The following is a 17,205-nucleotide window of genomic DNA, read 5'->3' as shown; positions in this document are numbered from 1 at the left end:
TTGCGCGGGGCCGGCGATCAGATCGAGTGATTTGTGAGTGCGTAGGTGTAGGGCTCGCCGCGCGCCAAGTGAGCCAGCAGCTCCTCGGCCTGCGTTTCGTGAATAGGCGAAAGCCCCGCGAGCAGGCCGGCCGCAGCGGTGGCATTTGCCGTCGCGGCGGAACGGTCACCGGTCGCGGCATTGATTTTGGCCAGTTCCAGCAGAATGCGCCCCTCCCGCAGCCGGTTTTTGGTCCGCTGGGAGAACCGCAGGGCCTCGTGGGCGTGGTACTCACCCGTGTCGAACCGCCCTTGACCGGCGAACGCCAAGGCGAGCGTGTGATGGCTCTCGTTGAGACCCACGTCGTCGTGGGCTTGTTCGGCCAGCAGGACGGCGCGCTGCACGGCGTCGACCGCGTCGCCGTACCGGCCGACGAGCACATGGGAGAACCCCGCGTTGACGTAGCGCTTGAACACCGAGCGCTGGTCGCCGTACTTCTGTGCCAGGGCGACGCCCTGCGCGAACGCCTGGTCGGCCCGTTCGTAGTCGCCGAGGCGGTCGTAGAGTCCGCCGACGGCGGTGTAGGCGACGCCTTCCAGCGTGACGTCGCCGATTTCCTGACTGAGGCGCAGTGACTGATTGCCGAATTCCAGCGCCTCGTCGATGCGGCCCAGATGGCCGAGCACATACGTCAGTGAGGAACAGCATCGCGCCTGTCCGAGAATGTCGGCCTCCTGCCGGAACATCTCCAGTGCCGTGAACAGATGCGGAACGGCGGCTTCCAGGGCGCCGTTCTCGACCTCGGGGATCGCGCTGTCGTGCTGCAACCAGGCGGCCGTCAGCGGCAGCTTCAGCTGCTCGGCGAGCTCGACCACGCCTCGGCCGAGCTCGCGCATCTCCACCCAGCGCCGGCGCGGCTCGAGGTAGCCGAACATCGCGAGCGCGAGCTCGGGGAACACGGCGGTCCTGGCGATCGGCGTACCGGCTGCCTGAGCGACTCGGTCCAGCAGGTTGCGCTGCTCGTCGTCGAACCACCGAAGCGCCGAGCCCATGTCCGTGAACGCCGGAAGTGGCTCGGCCTGGACAACGGCCAGCGACAACCTGGGACTCTTCGGATGCGTCAGCCGCTGGCAGGCCCAAGCCGCCGCGATGTAGAAGCGAAGAACGCGGTCCAGACCGGCGTCGCGGTCGGCCGGGGTGAGGGATTCGTCGGCCAGTTCGCGGGCGTAGGCCCGGATGAGGTCGTGCAGGCGATAGCGGTCGGGGGCCACGGACTCGAGCAGATTGAGATCGACGAGGCGTTCCAGGATCGCGTCGGCTCTGCGGAGCGGGACGCCAAGCAGGTGGGCGGCGACGATGGTGAGGAGATCCGACCCGTCCGGAACGCTGAGCAGGGGAAGGGCCTGCGCGGCCTCGCGGTCGAGCGCCCGGTCGCTGGTGTTGAGGAACTCCACCGAGCTGGCGATGCTCGCGCGTACGCCGGTCTCGTCGGAACCGAGGTTGTCGAGCCGGCGCTCCGCATCCCGGAGAAGGTCGACGAGATGCTGGATCGGCCAGCTCGGCCGTGCCGCGAGCCGACCGCCGATCAGCCGGACGGCCAGTGGCAAACGGCCGCTGAACGACGCGAGCCGCTCGACCGCGTCCGGTTCGGCGGCGACCCGCGACTGGCCGATGACCCCGGACAGCAGCTCGACCGACTCGGTCTCCGACAACGCATCGAGCCGGATCTGCCGCGCCCCGGGCAATGCGGCCATCGATCCGCGGCTGGTGATGATCGCCGCCGATCCCGGACTCGCCGGCAGCAACGGCGTGACGTGAAGTACGTCGGTCGCGTTGTCGAGCAGCACGAGCACGCGGCGACCCGCCAACTGCGAACGCAACAGCGCGGCCGCTTCCTCCACGTCGTCTGGGATCAGCTGAAGGTCGAGACCAAGGGACCGCAGCAACTGGCGAAGCGCATCCTCGGTCGTCATCGGCCGGCCCGGGCCGTATCCGCGGAGGTTGAGGTAGAGGTGGCCGTCGGGATAGCTGTTGGTCAACTTGTGCGCTGCCTGAACAGCGAGGGCGGTCTTGCCGATACCACCCATGCCGGTCACCGCGACCAGCCCGACCGCGCCGGTGCGGATCCTGGCGGGATCCCGCAAAGCGGCCTGGACTGCTTCGATCTGAGCAGCACGACCGGTGAAGTCCGGCACGGCCGGAGGTAGTTGCCATGGCACCGGTAACGCGTCGGTCACGGCCGGTGCCGGCGATACCGGCGCCGCGGTCGGCACCCGCAGTGCACGGCTCTTGCCGCGGGCAACGGCGAGGAACTCCTCGGCTTCGCCGGCAGTCAGGTCCAGGGCCACGGTCAGTGCCTGGACGGTTCCGATCCGGGGTCGCTGCCGGGTGCCGCGCTCGAGCACGCTGATCGCCTGCTCACTCAACCCGGCCTTGGTGGCGAGAGCGGCCTGGGTCAGCCCGGCCCTGGTCCGGAACCCGCGGAGCAGATCGCTCAGGCTCCCGGCGGTCAGCCCACCCACCTCCTCACTCGTCCCTCATTCGTCCCTCACTCGACGCAGCCCACCCGGCACCGTCGGTGCCGAACATCCGGAGCCAACTCCAGGAGGATCCGCCGACCGACGTGATCGCAATACCCAACAGTCGTTTGACGGTAGCATTCAGTATGCGACCGGGGACGCTCCGAACACAGACCTCGGTTAAAGCTGGTCTGATCCGAGCTGTGACCAAATTGCAAAGACCCCGGTTTTGGCCGGGGTCCTCGCTGTCTGTAGCCGCCTGAGTCAGGCGTTGGGGCGCTTGCCGTGGTTCGCGCCCTTCTTCTTGCGTGCACGGCGCTTGCGTCCGGTCTTGCCCATTCCTAAGCCTCCTTGAAACAACTGCAAAGAGTCACAGTCTCTCATACCACGCTGCGGTCGGTGGCACGGTGCGGCGAGTCATGCACTGCCTTACAGTGTTTCGGCGCACGTCGGTTGAGCAAGAATTAAAGGAAGAGTCAGCGATGCGCTGTCTAGCCCCCCTGAAGCCCGCAACAGCCGGGATTTCAAGACTACGCCGCTGGTCGGAGGTGACTATCATGGCGACCGACAGCTGGGACTGGTGAACTATGTCGTAGTGGAAAGCTAGAGGTGGCGCCCCAGTGAGAGCTTCACTGCTACGAGCAGCGGTGGCCGTGGTTGCCGTGTCCGCTCTGGCGGTGCTCGTCGTGTCTCTTACTCAGATCACCTTCAGTCTCACCACTCTGGCACTTGCACTCCTCATGCTCCTTGGCGGGGCCCTGCGGTTCAAGGTCCTGCCCAACCATCCGGCTGCCCTCGATTCCGTGGCGTTGGTAGCCGTCTTCGTGATCGCAGGACCATGGACCGCGGTCGCCGTGTCTGTGTTCGGGTACGTCGCACAGCTCCGGCAGCCGTCGCCTTTGGTCAAGCGCATCTTCAATCCGTCGTACCGCGTTCTCGCGGCCGCCGGTGGTGGTGCCGCCTATGCCCTGCTAGGTGGCCCTGTCGGCCCCGAGGCCCTCGACCACATCCCGACGACCGTCGTCGCGGCGATGGCCGGCACGATCGGCCATCAGTTGGCCAACGCACTGCTGCTCAGCCTGATCCTCTGGCTCGAGGGGCAGGTGCGGGTGGTCGACTTCCTCAAGTCGGTGATCGGGCCGACCTTCCTGCCGATGCTCGGGTACAGCGCTCTCGGCGTCCTGCTGGCGGTGACCTGGATCGGTGGTCTCGGCATCGCGTCGTGCCTGCTGGTAGTCGGGCCATTACTCGTTGTCCGCTGGGCGCTGTCGCAGTACCAGGCCGAACGTGCTGCCCAGGCGGCGACGATGCGAGCGTTCATCCAGGTCATCGAGACCAAGGACCTGTACACCCGCGGACACTCCGAGCGGGTCAGCGCCGGGGTCGGCATGCTCGGGCGCCAGCTGGGGCTGCCCGACGACCGCCAGAACGCGCTCGAGCACGCGGGACTGCTGCACGACGTCGGCAAGGTCGGCGTACCGACCAGCATCATCCGCAAACCGGGCAAGCTGGACGACGCGGAGATGGACGCGATCCGGCTGCACCCGGCCCGCGGGGTCGAGCTGATCGGCAACATCCCGTTCCTCGAAGAGGTCAAGTCGGCCGTCCTGCACCATCACGAGAAGTACGACGGGACCGGTTATCCGGCCGGCCTCAGCGGCACGCACATCCCGTTCTTCGCACGGATCATCGGCATCGTCGACGCGTTCGACTGCCTCACCTCGACCAGGTCCTACCGGCCCGCCCGCAGCGTCGACGAGACTCTGGCGATCCTTGTCCAGGACAAGACCACCCACTTCGACCCCGAGTTGGTCGACGCGTTCGTCCAGGTCATCCAGACCCAGGGCTGGAGCGCTGCGGCCGCGGACCAGCCGGCGCCGGACCAGAGCGTGCAGGTCAGCATCGACCACGACGATCTGAGTCTCGGCACCGGTGGCGGTGCGTCGGGCTCGGCGGCTGGACCGGCATGACCCAGGCCAAGGAGTTCGACGCTTTCGAAGCGCGGCGGCTGGGCAGCGGCGTGGTGCTGTCCGTCGCGGGCGGTGCGGTCGGCCTGGTCGCGTTGATCATCACGGCCAGGCAGGGCGTGACCGGCTGGCCGTTCGTCATCGTCTTCGGTCTGCTGATCGCGGTCGGCGAGATGGTGCAGTTCCGCGTGGACCCCAGCCGGAACCGGGCACCGATCGCCACCAGCGCCTCGCTGGCCTACGTGATGCTGCGCGGACCGGCCGTCGAGGTCCCGCCGGAGGTTGCGCAGATCGTCGCCGTCACAGGCCTCGCGACGCTGGCCGGGATCTTCCCGCGGGCGATCGCCGGCCTGCCCTGGGATCTGGTCATCTCCAGCCGCCGAGTCCTCTCGGTCGCGTTCGCCGCGGTCACCTTCGAGCTCGTCACGCCGGAGAGCCTGTACTGGAACGGGTCGTGGACCCACGCAGTACCGCTGACCGGTGCCATGTTGCTGGCGGTGCTCTCGGCCGGTCTCACCGATGCTCTGGTCGGAGCCGGGCAGGACACCGAGCGGTACAACCGGCCGTTCCCCGCGGCGCTGCGCGACGAGCTCGCGGTGATGGGACGGATCGGTCTGGCGATGGGGATCAGCGGCATGCTGCTCGCCGCGGGTACGTCGTTGATCGGACTGTGGGCGGTGCCGCTGGTCGTGGTGCCGTTGCTGCTGACCCAGTTCGCGTTCCGGCGGTTCGCGTCGGCGCAGCGCACATACCGGACCACGGTGCGGTCGATGGCCCGCAGTACTGAGATCGCCGGGTTCAGCAGTCCGGGGCAGAACGCGCGGACCGCGACCCTGGCAGTGGCCATCGGCAACGACCTGGGTCTGACCCCGGCGCGGATGGAGGCCTTGGAGTACGCCGCTCTGTTGTCGGGCGTAGGGCAGTTGGCGCTGGCAGACCCCAGCCCGGGCGGCGCGAGCCTGCTGCGGACGCGGGAGGAGCGCCAGCGGGCGGCGGAGATCGGAGCCTCGGTGATCGAGCGGTCCGGGGTACTGGACCACGTCGCCGAGATCGTCCGGCACTCGAACGACCCGTACCGGCACGGTCGCGCGAGTAATGCGGACATCCCGTTGGAGAGCGGCATCGTGAATGTTGCCCTGGCCTACGAACAACTGGTGGGCGAGGGCAACGGACAGTCGCCGGCCAAGGCGATGGAGTCGATCGGGCTCGGGATCGGGGCGGAGTACGACCCGGTCGTGGTCGAGTCACTCAGGCGCGTGATCGGCCGGGGCTTCCGCTTCTAGGCGCGTCCGCAGCACTTGAAGGGCCGGATGGACGGGAGACGGCTCGATGTCGTCCCACACCGGTGCGGCGTCCGCGGGAATCCGGCCGGAGCCGCCCATTCCGGCGTACAAGAGCAAGCCGGCACCGGCCGCGATCAGCACGTCTCCGGCGCTGACAGCTTGTCCCAGGCCCGGCAGCGCCACGGGTACGACGTCGCCCAGCCAGGGCAACCTGGTCGCCGCATCGGACAGTTCGTGGCGGGCATCGGTTACCACGGAGGTGCCGATCCCCACGCGGGCCAAGGCAGTCGGCGACACCGGCATCGCGCCGTTCAGGGCGACGACCACCGCGTTCGCGAAGAAACCCAACGCCAGCAGGCCGACGCCGGGATGCTTCAGGTTGAGCCGCAGGAACACGGCGATGCACACTGCGGACCCGATCAGCCCGACCGGGTACGCCGTACCTCCCAAGAGCGAACCGAGGAGCTGGCCGATCGCGGCCGCGGCCAGCCAGTGCACGCCGGCCAGGGAGTTGTCCGCCAGTCGTCCGAACCCTCCGCCGGTCGCGAGCGCCGCGAGAGCACCGAGCACCATGACGAGGAGGACCAGCAACACCCTCGCGATTCTGCCGTCCCGGCGGCCCGAATCCGGGCAAGCTGACCTCGCAGCGTGTCGACATGGCGGCATATGGTGACGGCGGCCCCATCGGCCGGAGCCGATGAGACCGCCGTCGAGGGGTCCGCGCTAGGACTTGGCCGGCGACGCGCCGCCCTCGTCCAGGAGCTCGGGCAGGTCCTTCACGCCCGGGTCGCCGCGGTCCGCGACGTAGTCCGTCGGGTGCGTGGTGTCCTTGCCCTCCGGCACCTTGAGCGCCCGCAGTACGGCGGTCAGGACGACCACGATGACCAGGTTGAGCACGAACGCCGTCAGCGCGATGTAGGCCTGCTTGTCGGTGAACGGGATGTTCGCCAGCGAACCACCGAAGTGCTTCTTGGTTGCTGGGTTCACCACGTTGTAGGCCTCGACGGTGCCGAACACCATCGCGACCGCCCAGCCGGTCAGCAGCGCCCAGCGGTGGAACCACTTGGTGAACAGACCGATGACGATCGCCGGGAACGTCTGCAGGATCCAGATACCGCCGAGGAGCTGCAGGTTCAGTGCGAGCGTCTTGTCCATCGCGAGCACGAACACCAGCGCGCCCAGCTTCACCAGCAGCGACGCCAGCTTGGAGACCTTGGCCTCCTCGGCCGGAGTCGCGGCCGGCTTGATGAAGTCGCGGTAGATGTTGCGGGTGAACAGGTTCGCGGCCGCGATCGACATGATCGCCGCCGGCACCAGCGCCCCGACCGCGATCGCCGCGAACGCGATGCCGGCGAACCAGGACGGGAACTCCTGGTCGAACAGGCGCGGGATCGCCAGCTGCGGGTTGGCCAGCCCGTCCAGGCCCTTCACGTCGACGTTCGCCTTGATCGCCATGAAGCCGAGCAGCGCGAGCAGACCGAGCAGCAGCGAGTACGCCGGCAGGATCGCGGCGTTCCGCCGGACGATGTTGCGGTTCTTCGTCGACAGCACCGCGGTCACCGAGTGCGGGTACATGAACAGCGCCATCGCCGACCCCAGCGCGAGCGTCCAGTACGCCGAGAACCCGGCCTCACCCGGGATGAACGCGCCCACAGGCTTGCCCGTCGCCGGGTTGGTCGCGGTCAGCTTGTCCTCGGCGGCACCGAAGATCGAGTGCCAGCCGCCGAGCTCGTGCGGCAGGTAGATGATCGCGACGCCGATCACCAGGTAGATCAGGCCGTCCTTGACGAACGCGATCATCGCCGGCGCCCGCAGACCGGACGAGTAGGTGTACGCCGCCAGCACCGCGAACGCGATCAGCAGCGGCAGGTCCTTGGCCAGCGTGTTGTCGCCACCGAGGCCCATCGTCTCGAACACGGCCTGCATACCGACCAGCTGCAAGGCGATGTACGGCATAGTCGCGAGGATGCCGGTGACCGCCACCGCCAGCGACAGCGCCTTGCTGCCGTACCTGCCGCCGACGAAGTCGGCCGGGGTCACGTAGCCGTTGCGGTGCGACACCGACCACAGCCGGGACATGAAGATGAAGATGATCGGGTAGACCACGATCGTGTACGGCACCGCGAAGAAGCCGCTGATCGCACCGGTCGCGAACATCGCGGCCGGCACGGCGACGAAGGTGTACGCGGTGTAGAGGTCGCCACCGAGGAGGAACCAGGTGATGAACGTGCCGAAGCCACGGCCACCCAGGCCCCACTCCTCGAGGTTGTCCATGTGACCGGCACTGCGCCAGCGGGCCGCCATGAAGCCCATCACGGTGACGGCGCCGAAGATCACGATGACGATGATCAACTGCACCCAGTCGACGTTGTTCACCGATCCGCCTCCTCGTCCGCACCGTGCAGATCCGGGTTCTTGAGCCCTTGGGCCGCCCGCCGCCGGCGTTCCTCCCGGCTCACCAGCTGGTAGCAGATGCTGACCAGGATCGCCGAGATGAAGACCCACATCAGCTGGTACCAGTAGAAGAACGGGAAGCCCCACAGGCGGGGCTCATCCTTGGCGTAGGTGGAGACCAGGAGCGGTACGACGACCGCGACCGCCAGCAGAACGCCGGAGATCCAGTACGCGGGTTTGACCGCGGACAATCGGGACACAGCAAACCTCCTCGGGACACACAGCAGGCGCAACGGAGCACGCTACCGCTCGTCTGCACCACCGACTAGAGTTTCAGCGTGGTCCATGGATAACGAAAAGGCATGGTTGGTACGGCGGGTCGTGCTGTCCGTGCTCTTTCTCGTGGTGGTTGCCGTTCCGCTGTATCCGGAACTGTTCGGCCTCGATGAGGTCACGCCGTTCGCCCAGCTGGTCGCGTTCCGGCCCCAGGGGCTGGTCGTGGTCCTGCTGCTCGGTCTGCTGATGCTGGTACGGCGGGGATGGCGCATAGCCGCCGTACTCGTGGTGGCGCTGGCGTTGACCGGCGGGGCGCTCACGGTGCCGCGCCGGCTGTCCGCTGCGGATCCGCCGGCGGCGGGCACGCGGGAGCTCACCATCATGGTCGCGAACGTGCTCGGCGGGGGCGCCAACGCGGGGGAGGTGGCCGAGCTGATCCGGCAGCGCCGGCCCGATCTGGTGTCGTTGCCCGAGGCACAGGTCGACGTACGCGAGGAGATCCGCGCGCAGCTGCAAGACCTGCAGTACAAGGGATACACGCAGCAGCCGTCCAAAGCGGTGGAGAGCGCCACCAGCGTTCTGGTCTCCGCGAACCTCGGCGCGGTGCGGTTCGCTACGGAACTCGGTACGGCGTTCGGGCACGTGATCGTTACCGGTGGGAATCTGGGCGACGTCCGGCTGATCGCGTACCACGGCTTCCCGCCGCTGCCGGACTCGATGCCGACCTGGAAACAGGACCTGCTCGTACTGCGGCACTGGTGCACACAGGATCCGCCGACCGTCGTGGCCGGCGACTTCAACGCGACCCTCGACCACGCCGACTTCCGGCATGCCCTGGGCACCAACTGCCGGAGCGTCGGGCCGTCGGTGGGCAGCGGCCTGCAGGGCACCTGGCCGGCGGACCAACCAGCCGTGGCCCGGACGCAGATCGACCACGTGGTGGTGACCCGGTCGATCCAGCCCGGCCGCTTCGCGACGTACGCGATCGCAGGGACCGATCATCGCGCGGTGGTCGCGACGGTCGCCGTACCCAAGCCGGACTAGGACCGCGGGCTGGCCGCCGGGCGGTAGATGTAGGGCTGGGAGGACTGGACCGCCTCGGTCAGCATCAGCAGCATGTCCGCGCGGGCCTCGATCGGGCGGCCGAACAGCTCGTCGTCGCCGGGGATCGGGAAGCCCTTCACACCGATCGCGAGCTGGCTCAGCAGCACGTGCAGGACGCCGCGGGCGTTGAAGACCGGGGGAGTCGGCCACTCCGGCAGGGTCTCGTGCATCAGCGGCTGCTGGGCCGCGGTCTCGGCGACCGGCTTGAGCCAGCGCTCGAGCTCGTCGCTGGTCAGCATGTTCCGGTGCAGGATCGTCATCACCGCGTGCGCGACCCGGTCGTGCTCCTCATGGACCCAGCGGTACTGCGTGTCCTTGACGATCCGGTCCGCGAGTACGTCGAGCAGCGCGCGCAGTACACCGGCGTCGCAGTGCCGGGACCGCGCCAGCGCGCCGATCGCGTCGGCGCCGTGGGCAACGGCATGCGCCCAGCCGCAGTCCGGGACGTACCCGCGCAGGTCGCGCTCCCGGAGCAGCCAGGTGGCCAGCCGGTCGCCCCAGCGCATCACCACCTCGTCGTGCACCAGGAACTCGGCGTTGTCGCGGTGGATCACCTCCGCCAGCGTCAGCGCGGTGAACGAGCGGCGGAAGACGGTGTCGGTGCCGTCCTCCCCGAGGCCGTAGGCGAGTCCGGCGCACAGGCCGTCCCCGAAGCCCGGCAGCAGGTCGTCGTACACCCCGCGCTCGAGCCAGGTCGCGAGCGTCGGATACGCGAGGGCGTCACGGACCTGCGGGTTGGTACTGGCGAGGCCGCGGACGAGCTCCTCGGTGAGGTCGGTCAGCGCACGGTCGCCCGGTACCGCGTAGTCCGCGGCCATCACGTCCTGCCAGTACGTCGACTCCACCGGAGCATCCTTTCATCTGTGGTGCCTGATCAATCAACACCCATCTCCACCTACTTGTCGAGCGAACCACCCGAGGAGCTGGTATAGGCCATCGGTAGCATCGGGGGGTGCCGTCTCTGAGCGATGTGGCGCGGAACCACACGACCCTGGACCAGGCCGACCTGGACCGCCTGCAACTGCTCGTCTCGGACTGGCAGATGCTGGCCGATCTCTCGTTCGCCGACCTGGTGCTCTGGCTGCCCGACACCGAGGGCCTCGGGTTCTGGGCCGGGGCGCAGATGCGGCCCACCACCGGGCCGACGGCGTACATGGACGACATCGTCGGCAGCTTCATCCCGCGCGGCCGCCGGCACCTGCTCGACCAGGCGTACGACGGCGGCCGGATCTGCCGCGAGGGCGACCCGGAGTGGCGCGACGACGTCCCGGTCCGGGTCGAGACGATCCCGGTCCGCCGGGGTACGAAGGTGATCGCGGTGATTGCCAGGAACACCAACCTGCTCGGCGTCCGCACCCCGTCCCGGCTCGAGATCGCCTACCTGCAGAGCGCCACCGACCTGGCCCGGATGATCAACGACGGCATCTTCCCGTACGGCGGGGAGCGGCTGCTGTCCACCACGCCACGGGTCGGGGACGGCTGCATCCGGGTCGATCGGCACGGGATGGTGACGTTCGCCAGCCCCAACGCGTTGTCGGCGTACCGCCGGATGGGACTCGTCACGGATCTGGTCGGGAGCCGGCTGAAGGAGGTCACCGGCGAACTGCTGCACAGCGGGCACAAGGTCGACGACGTGCTCGCGTCGGTGCTGACCGGTCGGGCGGCCAAGGAGATCGAGATCGAGAACTCCGACGCCACGCTGTTCCTGCGGGCGATCCCGCTGCGGGCCGACGGGCAGCACGTGGGCGCGCTGATCCTGCTCCGCGACGTGACGGAGCTGCGCAGCCGGGAGCGGGAGCTGGTCACCAAGGAGGCGACCATCCGGGAGATTCATCATCGCGTCAAGAACAACTTGCAGACCGTCGCCGCGTTACTCCGGATGCAGGGCCGGCGGATCAGCGTGCCGGAAGGCCAGGCCGCGCTGGCCGAGGCGGTCCGGCGGGTCGGGTCGATCGCCATCGTGCACGAGACGCTCTCGGAGTCGTTCGACGAGCACGTGGACTTCGACGACGTGGCCGACCGGGTCGCCGCGATGGTGGCCGATGTGTCGACCGTCGAGACGACCGTGGAGACGCGGCGATCGGGGAACTTCGGGGTGCTGGACTCCGAGATCGCGACCCCGCTGGCGATGGTGCTGACGGAACTGATGCAGAACTCCGTCGAGCACGCGTTCGGTACGCGGGACGGCGGCGAGGCCAGCGGGACGGTCGAACTGGGCGCCGAGCGATCCGTCGGCCGGCTGCACGTGACCGTGGTGGACGACGGACAAGGCTTGCCGGCGAACTTCGACTCGGAGCTGTCCGGGAACCTCGGACTGTCGATCGTCCGCACCCTCGTCATCGGCGAGCTGAACGGAACCCTCGAGTTCGGCCCGCGCCACGACGGCAAGCCCGGAACCCAGGTCACCCTGGACATCCCGGTCAAGGAGTAGCTGGGGAAATCGAAAGGCCCCGCGGATCCCGCGGGGCCGGGCGTTCTGGGGGCTTCAGGCGGTGCGGATGCGGGCGCGAGCGTTGCGGCGCTTGAGAGCGCGGCGCTCGTCTTCGCTCAGACCGCCCCAGACACCGTGATCCTGGCCGGCTTCCAGCGCCCAGGCGAGGCACTGTTCACGCACGTCGCAGCGACGGCACACCTGCTTGGCCTCCTCGATCTGCATGATCGCGGGCCCGGTGTTGCCGATGGGGAAGAACAGTTCCGGGTCCTCATCGAGGCAAACGGCCCGGTGGCGCCAATCCATGGCGGATCCCATCTCTCTCAGTAGTGGTCGTACGCTGTCGGGTAGGTCTGTGCCCGATCAGCAGTGCTGTACTCGTGATGCTTCTCGCACGGGGGGTTCGGGTGCGAGGTTCGTGTTGTGAACGTTTTCACGAACGAGACCATGTTCCCAATCTCAGCTGAGTGAAACAAGGGTTCTGGAGTTGTCGATCAGATCACAACACTTCCTTAACACTACGAACCGGTGCGCGATGGTTCGCCCCGTCCGGTAGCCGGACGGAGAAGATCATCCGCAATCACCCGTTCACTGCAAGTAACCGATCCAACCGCTCATTGGTTACGCACAACCTCGAAGCCCTTGTGGGGCTGGGGGTTCCGCGACCCGATCGGGCTCGCGGAAAGAGCAGGTGTTCGTCCCTTGCGCCCGAAGTACACCTCGGCATGGGGCATTAAGCTGGCGAAGTGCCGACCGACTCCCCAGCTGCCGCCGTACCGAGACCGCTCAAGCTAGCCGCGGCTGTGGTCGCTGCGGAAGGGCTTGTGCTCATCGTTCTGGGAATTGCCGAAGCATTTACGATCCATGGATCCCGGCTGGTGCTCGGACTGACCACCGCCGTCTTCTTCATCGCGTACGGCGCCGGCCTCGGCCTGGTGGCCCGTGGATTGTGGCGGGCCTCGACCTGGAGCCGGGGGCCGGCCGTGTTCGCCCAGCTGATCCAGCTGCTGGTGGCGTACAGCTTCTGGGGTGGGTCGACGAAGGCTGTTTCGGTCGCGCTGGCGCTCGCGGCCGTCGGCGTACTGATCGGACTGTTCCAGAAGGCGTCGACCCTGGCGCTGGCCGACGACCCGACCAAGGACCGTCCGGTCCTGTAGACGCCCTCTACTCCTTCAGCAGGCCTGTCCGGAGTTCGGTCAGGGTGCGGGCCAGCAGGCGGGAGACGTGCATCTGGGAGATGCCGATCTCCTCGGCGATCTGGGACTGCGTCATCCCGCGGAAGAACCGCAGCGTCAGGATCCGCTTCTCCCGGGTGTCCAGCTGGGCCAGCAGCGGTTTCAGCGACTCCCGGTACTCCACGCTCTCGAGCGCCTCGTCCTCGCCGCCGAGCCCGTCCAGGACCGTGGTGGCATCGGCCTCGTTCTGATCGGGAGCGTCCAGGGACAGGGTGTTGTACGCGTTCGCGGACTCCAGCCCCTCGATCACCAGGTCCGGCGACAACCCGAGCCGCTCGGACAACTCGGCGACCGTCGGCGCGCGGCCCAGCTCCTGGGTCAGCTCGGCGGTCGCGGCGGTCAGCGACAGCCGCAGCTCCTGCAGCCGCCGCGGCACCCGGATCGCCCAGCCCTTGTCCCGGAAGTACCGCTTGATCTCGCCCAGGATCGTCGGCGTCGCGTATGTCGAGAACTCCACGCCTCGATCGGAGTCGAAGCGGTCGATTGCTTTGATCAGACCGATCGTGGCCACCTGGACCAGATCGTCGTACGGCTCGCCGCGGTTGCGGAAGCGGCGGGCCAGGTGTTCCACCAGCGGCATGTGCAGCGCGACCAGGCCGTCCCGGGCCAGGGCGCGGCCGGGATCGCCCGCGGCCATCACCCGGAACAGCTCGGCTGTCCGGGTGCGCAGGTCTGTAGGTTCCTGGGGCTCGCCCAGTGAGCGGTCGTCGGTCACGCATTCTCCGCGGCGGTGGCGGTTGCCGTCACGGTGATGATGAGCCGGCCGTCGATGGTCTCGGCCGCCGCGGACTCGACCAGCGCTGTCAGCACGGTCCAGCCGAACGACGACGTGTCCGGCCGCCAGCCGTTCGGTACGACGGCGCTGGTCCGGACGGTGAGCTGCGGCGGGTCGATCTCGAAGACGCAGTCCAGTACGCCGTCCGAGGCCTGCGGCAGCAGCAGGGCGCACGCCTCGTCGACGGCGATCCGCAGGTCGTCGATCGCGTCCACGGTGAAGTCGTTGCGAGCCGCCAGGTTGCCGACCACCGACCGCGGGACGGCGATGTAGGCACTGTCCGCCGGGATACTCAGTCGGACCTCGGCGGATCGTCCGGTGCTGCTCACACTGCCTCCCTCGTGTCCGGCGGCCGCTCGGCTCACCATGCCGTACATCTTCCACGCTCGCAGCGGTTGATGCACGGCGAACAGGCCGGCCCGTTCGCACGGGCCGGCCGACCGGTGGGAATCACGGGTGCTCGTGCTCCGAGCGCAGCCGGGTCAGGAACGCCTTGGTGCGCTGGTGTTGCGGGTTGCCGAGCACGTCGCGCGGAGGACCGGACTCGACCACCACGCCGGCGTCCATGAACACGACGGTGTCGGCCACGTCGCGGGCGAACGACATCTCGTGGGTGACCACGATCATCGTCATCCCCTCGTCGGCCAGTTCCCGCATCACCGCGAGCACCTCGCCGACCAGCTCCGGGTCCAGCGCCGACGTCGGCTCGTCGAACAGCATCAGCTTGGGCTGCATCGCCAGCGCCCGGGCGATCGCCACCCGCTGCTGCTGGCCGCCCGACAGTTGCGCCGGGTACGCCGTACCGCGGTCGCCGAGGCCGACGCGGTCGAGCAGGTCCTGGGCCCGGGCCCGCGCCTCCTTCTTGCCCTCGCCCTTGACCTGCGTCGGCGCCTCGGTCACGTTCTCCATCGCGGTCTTGTGCGGGAACAGGTTGAACCGCTGGAAGACCATCCCGATCTCGCGGCGCTGGGCCGCGATCTGCTTGTTCTTCAGGCGGTACAGCCGCCCGCCGCGGTCGTCGTACCCCATCAGGTCGCCGTCCACCCAGATCCGGCCGCCGTCGATCGTCTCCAGCTGGTTGATACAGCGCAGGAACGTGGTCTTGCCGGACCCCGACGGACCGAGCAGGCAGACCACCTGACCGCGGTTCACGTCCAGGTCGATGCCCTTGAGCACCTCGTTGTGGTGGAACGACTTGGTCACGTTGACCGCGTGCACCAGCGGCTCGGCCGGAATCTGCGCCGACTCGGCCTCAGCGGCTGCCGTCATCACGCACCTCCCGCGCCGGCCGGGCGGGCGGCCCGGGGTGCCCGGTTCCCGAAGCCGCGACCGAAGTGCCGCTCGAGGAAGTACTGGCCGATCATCAGCAGACTCGTCACGGCCAGGTAGTACAGCGCCGCGGCGACGGCGATCGGGAACGTTTTGTAGTACGTGCTCCCGATCGACTGCAGCTGGTAGAACAGCTCGCCGATCACCGGCACCGCGACCAGCAGTGAAGTGTCCTTGAGCATCGCGATCGTCTCGTTGCCGGTCGGCGGCACGATCACCCGCATCGCCTGCGGCAGGACCACCCGGCGCATCGCCTTGCCGTTGCTCATCCCGAGCGCCTGGGCGGCCTCGGCCTGGCCCGGATCGACGCTGAGGATGCCGGCCCGGGCGATCTCGGCCATGTACGCCGCCTCGGACAGGCCGAGGCCGATCACACCGGCGACCAGGCCGGTGAAGATCTGGTTGGCGTCCAGCGTGAACAACCGCCAGTCACCCGACATCCCGAGCCACTCGATGATCTTCCAGTCGAACGGCACCCCGAACGCGACACCCTCCTGGAACAAGATGCCCAGCGTGCCCATCGTGAACAGCAGGATGTAGCGCGGGATGCTGCGGAAGAACCAGGTGAAGACCCAGGCCACGCCGGCCAGGATCGGGTTGTCGGACAGCCGCATCACGGCCAGCAGCACGCCGCCGGCCACACCGACGATCATCGACAGCACGGTGACCAGCAGCGTGCCCTTCACGAAGCCGCTGATCACCTGCGACTGGTTCATCGCCTCGAAGACGAACCGCCACTCGAACGCCTTGTTGGTGAGCAGCAGGTGCAACAGCATCGCCGCCAGTACGGCGATGATGGCGATCGCGACCCACCGGCCCGGATGCCGGACCGGTACGGCATCGATCGCACCGGGCCGGTCGGCGGCCGACTCGGTGGAACGCGTTTCGCTATCGGTTGTCATCGCGGCTCACGGGTTGACGGCGAAGTCGCTGATCGCACCCGAGTCGTTGTTCCACTTGGCCAGCGTGCTCTTGTAGGTGCCCTCGGTCTGCAGCGCCTTCAGTGCCTGGACGATCGCGGCCGCGAACTCGGTCTGCGCCTTCGGGACCACGTAGCCGTACGGCGCCGCGTCGTAGATGTCGCCGAGCTGCTCGAGTTTGCCGTTGGTCTGCTTGATCGCGTACAGCACGACGGGGGAGTCGGCCAGCATCGCGTCGGCCTTGCCGGACACCAGGTCCGCGGTCGACTGGTCCTGCTTGTCCCGCGGCAGTGTCTTGATCGCCGGCTTGCCCTCGGCCTTGCACTTGGCCTGGCGCTTCGGCAGGTCGTCCTGCTCCTGCGTCGTACCCTTCTGGACCGCGACGGTCTTGCCGCACGCGTCGTCGGCGTTGATGCCCTTCGGGTTGCCCTTCGCGGTCGCCCACAGGGTGCCGGCGTTGAAGTAGCTGACCATGTTGACCTGCTGCTTGCGCTTGTCGTTGATCGTGAACGACGAGACGCCGACGTCGTACTTGCCGCCCTGGACACCGGTGATAATGGTGTCGAAGCTGGCCGGCTGCCACTCGACCGTGACGCCGAACTTCTGCGCCACCGCGTTGAACAGGTCGACGTCCATCCCGACCACGGTCTTGCCGCCCTGCAGGGACTCGTTCGGCGGGTAGCTGGCGTCCACACCGACCACGATCTTGCCGGCGGACTTGATCTTGGCCGGCAACGCACCGCTCAGGTCCGGTCCACCACTGGACGGTGCGCTCGTCGGGGCGCTGCTCGACGAACTGCTCGACCCGTTGTCGAGCGAGTTCGAACCACATCCGGCGGCTGCGAGAACCAGGACGCCGGACAATACGAGCGTCCTACGCAGGACAGACATCTAGTCCTCCAAAGCTGGGTGCCGGACGGGCCCGGCGCCATGTGTCCGCATCTTGACACAGGCCGATAGCCGGGGCGCACCGATGGGGGCCCAATGGAGACC

At 68.1% G+C, this 17,205-nt stretch carries 16 protein-coding genes; 5 read left to right on the top strand and 11 right to left on the bottom strand.

Features of this window, described 5'->3' with window-relative positions:
• Positions 1–17: 17 nt before the first annotated feature.
• Positions 18–2,501 (bottom strand): NB-ARC domain-containing protein, encoded by a 2,484-nt coding sequence (locus AB0I34_RS13600; RefSeq protein ID WP_360444498.1) that lies wholly within the window; start codon positions 2,499–2,501, stop codon positions 18–20.
• A gap of 617 nt (positions 2,502–3,118) precedes the next feature.
• Between AB0I34_RS13600 and AB0I34_RS13595 the strand changes: the two genes are divergently transcribed.
• On the top strand, positions 3,119–4,468 hold the full coding sequence (locus AB0I34_RS13595) for an HD-GYP domain-containing protein (protein WP_360444495.1): 1,350 nt from the start codon (positions 3,119–3,121) through the stop codon (positions 4,466–4,468).
• A complete protein-coding gene (locus tag AB0I34_RS13590; protein WP_360444492.1) occupies positions 4,465–5,748 on the top strand; it encodes an HD domain-containing phosphohydrolase in 1,284 nt (427 codons plus the stop codon). The genes AB0I34_RS13595 and AB0I34_RS13590 overlap by 4 nt, the downstream gene beginning before the upstream one ends.
• On the opposite strand, the gene AB0I34_RS13585 is transcribed toward AB0I34_RS13590, so the two are convergent.
• The 3 genes from AB0I34_RS13585 to AB0I34_RS13575 form a co-directional block, all read right to left on the bottom strand.
• A complete protein-coding gene (locus AB0I34_RS13585; protein ID WP_360444489.1) occupies positions 5,710–6,342 on the bottom strand; it encodes a DUF5317 domain-containing protein in 633 nt (210 codons plus the stop codon). The two genes, AB0I34_RS13590 and AB0I34_RS13585, sit on opposite strands and share 39 nt — an antisense overlap.
• Before the next feature lie 129 nt (positions 6,343–6,471).
• Positions 6,472–8,124, bottom strand: a complete 1,653-nt coding sequence (gene mctP / locus AB0I34_RS13580; RefSeq protein ID WP_360444486.1) for a monocarboxylate uptake permease MctP — start codon at positions 8,122–8,124, stop codon at positions 6,472–6,474.
• Positions 8,121–8,402 carry a DUF3311 domain-containing protein gene (locus AB0I34_RS13575; RefSeq protein WP_360444482.1) on the bottom strand — a complete coding sequence of 94 codons (282 nt, stop codon included), beginning with the start codon at positions 8,400–8,402 and terminating at the stop codon, positions 8,121–8,123. The genes mctP and AB0I34_RS13575 overlap by 4 nt, the downstream gene beginning before the upstream one ends.
• 85 nt (positions 8,403–8,487) lie before the next feature.
• On the opposite strand from AB0I34_RS13575, the gene AB0I34_RS13570 reads away from it, so the two are divergent.
• Positions 8,488–9,462: an endonuclease/exonuclease/phosphatase family protein gene (locus AB0I34_RS13570; RefSeq protein ID WP_360444480.1), complete on the top strand. Its 975-nt coding sequence runs from the start codon at positions 8,488–8,490 to the stop codon at positions 9,460–9,462.
• On the opposite strand, the gene AB0I34_RS13565 is transcribed toward AB0I34_RS13570, so the two are convergent.
• Positions 9,459–10,367, bottom strand: a complete 909-nt coding sequence (locus tag AB0I34_RS13565; RefSeq protein WP_360444477.1) for a DUF2785 domain-containing protein — start codon at positions 10,365–10,367, stop codon at positions 9,459–9,461. The two genes, AB0I34_RS13570 and AB0I34_RS13565, sit on opposite strands and share 4 nt — an antisense overlap.
• A gap of 107 nt (positions 10,368–10,474) precedes the next feature.
• Between AB0I34_RS13565 and AB0I34_RS13560 the strand changes: the two genes are divergently transcribed.
• Positions 10,475–11,953 carry a histidine kinase N-terminal domain-containing protein gene (locus tag AB0I34_RS13560; RefSeq protein ID WP_360444474.1) on the top strand — a complete coding sequence of 493 codons (1,479 nt, stop codon included), beginning with the start codon at positions 10,475–10,477 and terminating at the stop codon, positions 11,951–11,953.
• Positions 11,954–12,007: 54 nt separating this feature from the next.
• On the opposite strand, the gene AB0I34_RS13555 is transcribed toward AB0I34_RS13560, so the two are convergent.
• Positions 12,008–12,259 (bottom strand): WhiB family transcriptional regulator, encoded by a 252-nt coding sequence (locus tag AB0I34_RS13555; protein WP_012922773.1) that lies wholly within the window; start codon positions 12,257–12,259, stop codon positions 12,008–12,010.
• A gap of 572 nt (positions 12,260–12,831) precedes the next feature.
• Between AB0I34_RS13555 and AB0I34_RS13550 the strand changes: the two genes are divergently transcribed.
• A complete protein-coding gene (locus AB0I34_RS13550; RefSeq protein ID WP_360444471.1) occupies positions 12,832–13,110 on the top strand; it encodes a hypothetical protein in 279 nt (92 codons plus the stop codon).
• A gap of 7 nt (positions 13,111–13,117) precedes the next feature.
• Here the strand turns inward: AB0I34_RS13550 and AB0I34_RS13545 are convergent, their stop codons facing one another.
• From AB0I34_RS13545 to AB0I34_RS13525, 5 genes are all read right to left on the bottom strand, one after another.
• Positions 13,118–13,903, bottom strand: a complete 786-nt coding sequence (locus tag AB0I34_RS13545; protein ID WP_360444468.1) for an RNA polymerase sigma factor SigF — start codon at positions 13,901–13,903, stop codon at positions 13,118–13,120.
• Entirely contained in the window at positions 13,900–14,292 is a 393-nt protein-coding gene (locus AB0I34_RS13540; protein ID WP_360444465.1) for an anti-sigma regulatory factor, read from the bottom strand. Before AB0I34_RS13540 ends, AB0I34_RS13545 begins: the two co-directional genes overlap by 4 nt.
• A gap of 121 nt (positions 14,293–14,413) precedes the next feature.
• The gene (locus AB0I34_RS13535; RefSeq protein WP_360444462.1) at positions 14,414–15,232 is read right to left on the bottom strand and encodes an amino acid ABC transporter ATP-binding protein; all 819 of its coding nucleotides are present in this window, start codon (positions 15,230–15,232) and stop codon (positions 14,414–14,416) included.
• Entirely contained in the window at positions 15,232–16,194 is a 963-nt protein-coding gene (locus AB0I34_RS13530; RefSeq protein WP_360444459.1) for an amino acid ABC transporter permease, read from the bottom strand. The genes AB0I34_RS13535 and AB0I34_RS13530 overlap by 1 nt, the downstream gene beginning before the upstream one ends.
• A 6-nt stretch (positions 16,195–16,200) precedes the next feature.
• Positions 16,201–17,103: an ABC transporter substrate-binding protein gene (locus AB0I34_RS13525; protein WP_360444456.1), complete on the bottom strand. Its 903-nt coding sequence runs from the start codon at positions 17,101–17,103 to the stop codon at positions 16,201–16,203.
• Positions 17,104–17,205 lie beyond the last annotated feature (102 nt).

Origin of the sequence: Kribbella sp. NPDC050281 (assembly GCF_040655855.1) — a bacterium.
Taxonomy (GTDB): Bacteria; Actinomycetota; Actinomycetes; order Propionibacteriales; family Kribbellaceae; genus Kribbella.
Note: the sequence above shows the minus strand (reverse complement) of the source record. Positions and strands in the feature narration are given on the sequence as shown.